The 7,336-nt window shown below is 72.9% G+C and carries 6 protein-coding genes; 4 read left to right on the forward strand and 2 right to left on the reverse strand.

Translation table 11 applies throughout. From position 1 onward, the window contains the following. Positions 1 to 17: 17 nt before the first annotated feature. A complete protein-coding gene (locus ACLJQE_RS44070; RefSeq protein ID WP_410645829.1) occupies positions 18 to 1,439 on the forward strand; it encodes an endo-1,4-beta-xylanase in 1,422 nt (473 codons plus the stop codon). A 7-nt stretch (positions 1,440 to 1,446) separates the two neighbouring features. Here the strand turns inward: ACLJQE_RS44070 and ACLJQE_RS44075 are convergent, their stop codons facing one another. Next, positions 1,447 to 1,752, reverse strand: a complete 306-nt coding sequence (locus tag ACLJQE_RS44075; protein WP_410645830.1) for a hypothetical protein — start codon at positions 1,750 to 1,752, stop codon at positions 1,447 to 1,449. Here ACLJQE_RS44075 and ACLJQE_RS44080 point away from each other — a divergent pair. The 3 genes from ACLJQE_RS44080 (at position 1,744) to ACLJQE_RS44090 (ending at position 3,287) form a co-directional block, all read left to right on the forward strand. Further along, complete coding sequence (locus ACLJQE_RS44080; protein WP_410645831.1) at positions 1,744 to 2,061, forward strand: hypothetical protein; 318 nt, start codon at positions 1,744 to 1,746, stop codon at positions 2,059 to 2,061. The two genes, ACLJQE_RS44075 and ACLJQE_RS44080, sit on opposite strands and share 9 nt — an antisense overlap. A gap of 114 nt (positions 2,062 to 2,175) precedes the next feature. Then, positions 2,176 to 2,448: a hypothetical protein gene (locus tag ACLJQE_RS44085; RefSeq protein ID WP_410645832.1), complete on the forward strand. Its 273-nt coding sequence runs from the start codon at positions 2,176 to 2,178 to the stop codon at positions 2,446 to 2,448. 35 nt (positions 2,449 to 2,483) lie between these two features. Beyond that, positions 2,484 to 3,287, forward strand: a complete 804-nt coding sequence (locus ACLJQE_RS44090; protein WP_410645833.1) for an SDR family oxidoreductase — start codon at positions 2,484 to 2,486, stop codon at positions 3,285 to 3,287. 4 nt (positions 3,288 to 3,291) lie between these two features. Here ACLJQE_RS44090 and ACLJQE_RS44095 read toward each other — a convergent pair whose 3' ends face one another. Next, complete coding sequence (locus tag ACLJQE_RS44095) at positions 3,292 to 7,320, reverse strand: DUF6531 domain-containing protein (protein ID WP_410645834.1); 4,029 nt, start codon at positions 7,318 to 7,320, stop codon at positions 3,292 to 3,294. Between the last annotated feature and the right edge of the window lie 16 nt (positions 7,321 to 7,336).

The following is a 7,336-nucleotide window of genomic DNA, read 5'->3' on the forward strand; positions in this document are numbered from 1 at the left end:
ACGAAACGAGGACTGCGATGATCACCGGTTCACCCCCACGGCGCCGCCTGCGGTCCGCCGTCACCCTCCTCGCGGCGGCCGGCCTGTCGGCGACCGCACTGGTGCTGTCGCCCGGTGTCGCCGGGGCGGCGAGCACGCTCGGGGCCGCGGCGGCGCAGACCGGCCGGTACTTCGGCGCCGCGATCTCGGCGAGCCACCTGGGCGAGGCGGCCTACGTCAACACGTGGACGTCGGAGTTCAACGGCGTCACCCCGGAAAACGAGATGAAGTGGGACACGGTCGAGCCGAACCGCAACCAGTTCAACTTCGCGCCCGCCGACCGGATCATCAGCCAGGCGAAGAGCCGGGGCATGAAGATCCGCGGGCACACGCTGGTGTGGTACCAGCAGCTGGCCCCGTGGGTCGGCGGACTGGACGCGAACAACCTGCGTTCGGCGATGCTGAACCACATCAGCCAGGTGGCCGGCCACTGGAAGGGCCAGGTCGTCGCCTGGGACGTGGTCAACGAGGCGTTCGAGGAGAACGGCACCCGGCGGCTGGCGACCTTCCAGCAGAAGCTCGGTGACGGCTACATCGAGGAGGCCTTCCGCGCGGCACGCACCGCCGACCCGGCCGCGAAGCTCTGCTACAACGACTACAACACCGACGGCATCAACGCCAAGAGCACCGGCATCTACAACATGGTCCGGGACTTCAAGGCCCGGGGCGTGCCGATCGACTGCGTGGGCTTCCAGAGTCACCTGAGCTCGAACTCGAACCTCGGCAGCTACCAGGCGAACCTGCAGCGCTTCGCCGACCTCGGCGTCGAGGTGCAGATCACCGAGCTGGACGTCGGCGGCTCGGGATCCGGGCAGGCGAACGTGTACCGGCAGGTCACCCAGGCGTGCATGGCGGTGTCCCGCTGCACCGGCATCACCGTGTGGGGTGTCACGGACAAGTATTCGTGGCGGTCGGACACCCCGCTGCTGTTCGACGGCAACTACGGCAAGAAGCAGGCCTACACCGCCGTCCTCGACACGCTCAACGGCGGCACCCCGGACCCCGGTGGCAGCGGCCCGGTGCGCGCCGTGGCGGCGAACCGCTGCCTGGACGTGCCCGCTTCGTCGACCACCGCGGGTGCCCAGGTCCAGATCTGGGACTGCCACACCGGGGCGAACCAGCAGTGGACCCGGGGCAGCACCGGGGAGCTGAGTGTCTATTCCGGCAGTACGAAGCGCTGCCTGGACACCACGGGTGGCGGCACCGCCGCCGGCACCGCGGCGGTCATCGCGAACTGCACCGGCGGGAACGGCCAGAAGTGGACCTTCACCGGGAACGGCACCATCACGAACGGCCAGTCGGGACTGTGCCTCGACGTGACCGGCGCGGGGACCGCCAACGGCACCAAGGTGGTCATCTGGACCTGCAACGGCGGATCGAACCAGCAGTGGGGCCGGTGACCGGCGGTCAAGCGTCGAGGTCGGCCAGGTCGAGCACGAAGCGGTAGCGGACGTCGTTGCGGGACAGGCGGTCCAGGACCTCGTTCACCTGGGCCGACGGGACCGCTTCGACGTCCGCGGTGACGCCGTGGCGCGCGCAGAAGCCGAGCATCGCCGCCGTCTGGGTGCGGCCGCCGCTGCCCGCCGAGGTCAGTTTCTTGCGGCCCACCAGCAGGTCCAGGGCTTCGACCGTGAGCGAGCCGAGGTGGCCGACCTGGCTGAGCGTGCCGTCGAGGGCGACCAGCCGCAGGTACGGGCCGAGGTCGTGCGGCACCGCGATGGTGTCGATGACGACGTCGAAGCGGTCACGGCCCGCCGCGAGCTGCCGGGGGTCGGTCGACAGCAGCAGCTCACGCGCGCCGAGGCGTCGGCGGCCTTGGCGGCGGATCGGCTGACGACCGTCGTCTCGGCGCCGAGGGCGACCGCCGGCTTGACCGCCAGGTGGCCCAGGCCGCCGAGCCCGACCACCGCGACCCGGGTGCCGGGCCCGGTGCCGAGCGCGCGCAGCGGCTCCCAGACCGTGATGCCCGCGCACAGCAGCGGTGCGGCGGACGCCGGGTCGAGCCCGGCGGGGAGCCGGTAGGCGAAGTCCTCCCGGACGACGTACTCGCGGGAGAAGGCGCCCAGGGTGGGGGGAGCCGTCGTGGCGGTCGGTCCCCCCCGTAGGTGAGGGTGGGGAACTCGGCCCGGGCACCTGGTGGCCGGCGCCGACCGGCTGGACGACGCCAAGCTGCGCGCCATCGCCGACGCGCAGGCCGCGGGACTGGTCCGGGCGGGCGACCCGTTCGACCTGATGGCGATGGTGATCGCGATGTCCATGGCGTGGTCGCCGGTCAGCAACGTCTACGCCGCCACGGAAGCGGAGCCCGCCGAGGTGCACGACCGGCGCCGGGCGCTGCTGCGGGAGTGCGTGCAGAGCGTGATCGCACCCGGGGGCCAGGAGCCCGGCCCAGTGACCGCCCGCCGGTGAACCGCCGGGCTCGGGCCCGTGGCTATCGTGCACCCATGGGGAATGCCGAGGTGGAGGGACCACTGGCGGGCCGGGTCGCGGTGGTGACCGGGGTCAGCCGGCGCGCCGGGATCGGGTTCGCGGTGGCGGCGGAACTGCTGGCGGCCGGTGCGTCGGTGCTCGTGCATTCGTGGTCCCCGCACGATGCGGAACAGCCGTGGGGCGCCGATCCGGCCGGCGAGGCCGGGATCGTCGAGCAGCTGGGCGGTGCCGGCCCCCGGCTGCGCCCGTTCGCGGCCGATTTCGCCGATCCGCAGGCACCCGGGCTGGTGGTCGCCGCCGCCGCGGAGGCGTTCGGTGCGGTCGACGTGGTGGTCGCCAACCACGCGCGGAGCTCGGGCCAGAGCCTCGCCGAAGTGACCGCCGCCGAGCTCGATCTGTGCTGGGCGGTGAACGCCCGGGCGAGCGTGCTGCTGGCACAGGCCTTCGCCGCCGCGCACGACGACGCCCGCCCCGGCGGGCGGATCATCCTGTTCACCTCCGGGCAGCACCTGGCGCCGATGAGCCGGGAGCTGCCCTACGCGATCAGCAAGGGCGCCATCCACCAGATGACGCTCACCCTGTCCGACGCGCTGGTCGATCGCGGGATCACGGTCAACACGATCAACCCCGGCCCGGTCGACACCGGGTGGGCGGATCCGGACCTCACCGAACGCGTCGGACGGGCCCTGCCCGCCGGGCGCTGGGGCCGGCCGGCGGACGTGGCACGGCTGGTCCGCTGGCTGGCCTCCGACGACAGCCGGTGGATCACCGGCCAGGTCATCGACGCCGAAGGCGGCTTCCGCCGCTGGGTGATGTGACGCGTCAGCGGGTGGTGCGGTCCCAGATCACCACCGGCGGCGCGTCCGGGTAGTCCGTGTCGTGGGCGATGACCTTGTCCACCTTCGGGTTGTGGCGCAGGATCGGGAACTCGTCCATGTCGAACACGTTGTTCGGGCGGCGGGAGGCCAGCTCGTCGCCCTGGCCGGCCCAGCCGCTGGACTGGCCGGGGGTGTTCGGCAGGGCGATGTGGACGTCGCCTTCCGCGTTGTGGGCCAGCGCCTTCGACGCGTCCTTCCACACCTTCTCGCCGTTCGGGTGGTTGTCGGAGAAGTTGGGCATCTCGACGCCGTTGTCCTTCAGGAGGCCTTCGAGGGTGTTGCCGCCGTTCTTCTTCGCCATGTCGATCGCCGGGTTCTCGATCGAGCCGTGGTACTTCGAGTCCGAGATCTTGGTGCCGGTCGCGGGGTCGACGACCGAGTCCTTGATGTGGCCGCCCGACCAGAACCAGGACTTGTCCTTGCCCGGCGCCATCATCTCGTCCCACTTCTTCGAGAACTCGGCGTACTGCTCGTCGGTCATGTTGTGCGGCCGGATCTTGCCGTCCGGGTCGCGGAACTCGCCGAAGCCGTCCGGTTTCTTGGCCCCCGGCGGGAGCTTCCCCGCGTCCCCGCCGCCCGCCGGGCTGTCGGGGGACTTCGGGCCGCCCGTCTTGCCGCACGGGCTGCTCACCAGGCCGAGCGGGTCGCCCTGCAGGTGGGGCTGCCCGACGTAGCCCACCGGGTCGGGCGCCGCGGCCAGGCCGAGCGGGTCCTGACTCAGGTACCGGCCCGTCCGCGGGTCGTAGTAGCGGTAGACGTTGTAGTGCAACCCGGTCTCGGCGTCGCGGTACTGGCCGGGGAAGGCCAGCGGCATCGGCGCGTTGCCGGACGTCGACGGCAGCAGCTCGCCCCAGAAGCTGGTGCGTGCCTGCCAGTCCACGGAGCCGTCCGGCCCGAGGAGCTCGGTCGGGGTGCCGGCCGGGGACGTCACCACCGTGTGGAACCGCACCTCGGTACCCCGCTGCTCGACCTGGACCACCGGACGGCCGTCGTCGGGGTGCCGCTCCCAGGTGAGCACGCGCGAGGACCCGTCGTCGGCCAGCTCGATCTCCTCGACGAGCTCCCCGCCGCTCCAGACGAACCACGTCTCGGCGGTCTGCCGCGGCGAGCCGTCGTCGCCGAGCACCCAGCGCCGCTTGGCGAACCGGCGGCCGAGCGGGTCGTAGCGGTAGGTCCAGAAGGACTCGTCCGGGGCGATGACGGCGACCAGCCGGTCCAGCTCGTCCCAGACCAGCCGCCATTCCTCCGGCCCGGCCGGGGTGGGGTGCACCCGGCTGGTCACCCGGCCCTGCGGGTCGTGGCCGTACCGCGTCCCGGACGGCGGCACGATCCGGCCCGCCGCGTCGTAGGCGAAGCGTTCGACGCCGTCGGGCGTGTGCACCTCGGCGACCCGGCCTGCCTGGTCGAACCCGAACCGGGCCGGCCGGGCATCGTCGATCGCGGCGAGCCTGCCGTCCGGCGTGTAGCTGTAGGCGCGCCGGCCCACGCCGGTGATCAGCTGCTCGCCGAGCCGGTCCGTGGCGTCGAAACCCTGGCGCAGCACCACTTCGCCGTCGACCGAACGAGCGGTCTCCCGGCCGGCTTCGTCGTACTCGAACGCGATCTCGTGGCCCGCGATGCGCAGCGACACCGGGCGGTCGCCCGCGTACCGCCACTCACTGTCCACACCGGACAGCGTGGTGCGGTGGGCCCCCGCGGCGTCGTAGGTCCAGCGCACGCCGACGCCGTTGAGGGTTTCTTCGCGTACCCGCCCGCGTTCGTCGCGCACGACCTGGAGGACCGACTCGTTGTTGATCGCGTGCTCGAGCTGCCCCAGCGCGTCGTAGGCGTACCCGGTGACGCCGGTCGCGGTCCGCCGTTCGACGACGTTGCCGAGCGTGTCGTAGGCGTACTCGGTGACTTCGCCGAGGCCGTTCGTCATCCGGCGCAGCTGCCCGGCCTCGTCGTAGGCGTAGGTCAGCCGGCGCCCGTCGAAGTCGGTTTCCCCGACGAGCCGTCCGGCGGGGTCGTAGGTGTAGTGCCAGGTCAGGCCCCGCGGGTTGGTCACGGAGACGAGCCGCAGCTCGGCGTCGTAGCCGTACGCCGTGCGCGCGCCGGCGGCGTCGAACTCCTCGACCGGCAGGCCGAACGGGCCGTACGTGCGCCGGGTCGTCCGCCCGGCGGCGTCACGGTGCTCGACGACACGGCCTTCGCCGTCGTGGCGCCAGCTTTCCCGCTCACCACCCGGGCCGATCCGCCAGGAGCGCTGTCCCTCGGCCGTCCAGCCCAGGCGGGCCGCGGCACCGGACGCGGTGTGCACCAGCCGCGGCCGTCCGAACGGGTCGCGGTCGCCCGGCCGCACCGCCGCGGTGAGCACCGGTTCGTCGCCGAGCGCGTCCGCCGGGCCGTCGACGCGCAGCCGGGTCGAGACGCCCGGGAGGGCGGCGTGGGGATCGGCCGCCGGGGCCACGGCCCGCGCGTTGCCGGCCCGCAGCTCCACCTCGCCGGGGCCGAACGGCGTCAGCCGCACCACGGAACCGTCCGGCCGCGTCACGGTCGTCAGCACGCCGTTTTCGTAGCCGTAGAAGGTGATCCGGCCCAGTTCGTCGGACTGCGACAGCAGGTCGTCGTAGCGCGTCCACGAGTACCGGCGCGTGTGCCCGAGCGGGTCGGTCCGCTCGACGAGCTGGCCGGCCTCGTTCATCCGGTAGGTCCAGGTGTGGCCCAGTGCGTCGGTGTGCCGGGTGGTCCGGGCCTCGGTGTCGTAGGCGAACGTGCCGTTGAGGTAGCGCTCGGCGCCGACGCTGCGGACGCAGCGGCCCTCGGCGTCGTAGACGTAGCGGTACCAGGTGCCGGTGCGGTCCTGCCAGCCGACGATCCGGTCTTCGACGTCGTAGTCGAGGTTCACCGGGCGCCCGGTGAAGCCGGCGATCTGGGTCAGCTGGCCGAGCCGGTTGTAGCCGTACCGGACGACCGGCGCGCCGCCGGGCACGCCGAGCGCGGTGATCCGGCCGCCGGCGGAGTCGATGCCGATCTCGGTGCCGTCGTCCCGGCGCAGCAGCCGCGGGGCGCCGCTCCCGTCGTGTTCGATCGTGGTGCGGGAGCCGCCCTGCTCGATGGCGGTCAGCGGCAGCACCCGGCCGGGGCCGTCCGCGAACACCAGCTCGCGGGTGCCCGCCGACAGCCGGTAGCCCCCGGCCGTCCGGTGCAGCGGGTGGCGCGGTCCTTCGAGCGGCAGCACGGGCCGGCCGTCGTCCGGCCGGGGGTACACGAGGACCATGCCGTCCTCGGCGAAGAACCGGAGGTGCTCGCCGCCCGCCTCCAGCCGCTGGTCCAATGTGGACGCCCACGAGCGGCCGAACCACCGGCCGGCGCGGTAGGCCGACAGGTGCGTGCGGGACAGCGTCAGGTCGCCCGCGTCGCCCGGCAGGGTCAGGTCGACCTGGGTCAGCAGGACCTCGCCGGTGGCGACGTCCACCGGGTCGGAGACGCAGACCTTCTTGTCGTCCGGCACCGCGCGGTCGCGCGGGCCGTCACCCTGGGGGTCGCTCTTCGGTTTGCCGCCGCCGGCCCCGCCCTTCGGCGTGCCACCGGGCGGGTCGGCCTTCGGCGGCGGCGGGGTGTCGGGCGGCGGGTCGCTCTTCGGGGGCGGGTCCGTCTTGGGCGGCGGGTCGGTTTTGGGCGGCGGGTCCGCTTTCGCGCCCGCCGCGCTGGTGCTGTCGTCGCCCTTCGGCGGCGGGTCGGTCTTCGGGGGTGGTGCGTCCGGGCCGCCTTTGCCGTTGGGGCCGCCGATGTCCTTCGGGCCGCTCTTGATGTCGGTGTGCTTCGGCGGCGGTGCGGCCTTCCCCGGCTTGATGTTCCGCAACGCCTTCGCCGCATCCGTGAACAGATCACCCGCCCGCTTCAACAACGGCACCAACGCCTGCAGAGCCTTGACGAGCCGCTTCACCAAATCAGCGATCTTCGACGCCGTCTTCGCCACCGCCGCGATCACCTGCGGCACCACCCAC

This window comes from Amycolatopsis sp. lyj-346 (assembly GCF_046548975.1).
Lineage (GTDB): Bacteria > Actinomycetota > Actinomycetes > Mycobacteriales > Pseudonocardiaceae > Amycolatopsis.

Coding starts and splice junctions, on each gene's coding strand:
- ACLJQE_RS44070 (WP_410645829.1), top strand. CDS start 18: ATGATCACCGGTTCACCCCCACGGCGCCGCCTGCGGTCCGCCGTCACC.
- ACLJQE_RS44090 (WP_410645833.1), top strand. CDS start 2,484: ATGGGGAATGCCGAGGTGGAGGGACCACTGGCGGGCCGGGTCGCGGTG.